At 42.9% G+C, this 468-nt stretch carries 1 CRISPR repeat array.

The window, feature by feature from the left end:
* Positions 1-70 precede the first annotated feature (70 nt).
* A CRISPR array of direct repeats spans positions 71-400; the repeat unit is 36 nt; unit sequence GTTTCCGTCCCCTCTCGGGGTTTAGGTAATTAATTG.
* Positions 401-468 lie beyond the last annotated feature (68 nt).

A 468-nucleotide genomic window follows, 5' to 3' on the forward strand; every position in this document is an offset into this window, starting at 1 on the left:
CCGTCCCCTCTCGGGGTTTAGGTAATTAATTTTAAGTTTTATGCGGTAATCGTTCATCTGCACGGCTAAAGTTTCCGTCCCCTCTCGGGGTTTAGGTAATTAATTGGTTGCGAATGCTGTGGTGAATTGTTCTTGGAAAATGAGTGTTTCCGTCCCCTCTCGGGGTTTAGGTAATTAATTGCCGGTACTTTGAACGGGTCACCACAAACGGTAAGGTTTCCGTCCCCTCTCGGGGTTTAGGTAATTAATTGCATTAAAATGACCAATAATAACATCAAATTTAAGGTGCGTTTCCGTCCCCTCTCGGGGTTTAGGTAATTAATTGTACTTCTCTTGCGTCATGTCCGTTCCTAAGAATTTTCCTGTTTCCGTCCCCTCTCGGGGTTTAGGTAATTAATTGGATTATGTTTATGGTTCATCTATGAAATCTGTAAAGTGTTTCCGTCCCCTCTCGGGGTTTAGGTAATT

Origin of the sequence: Megasphaera geminata F0357 (assembly GCF_000239275.1) — a bacterium.
GTDB lineage: Bacteria > Bacillota > Negativicutes > Veillonellales > Megasphaeraceae > Megasphaera > Megasphaera geminata.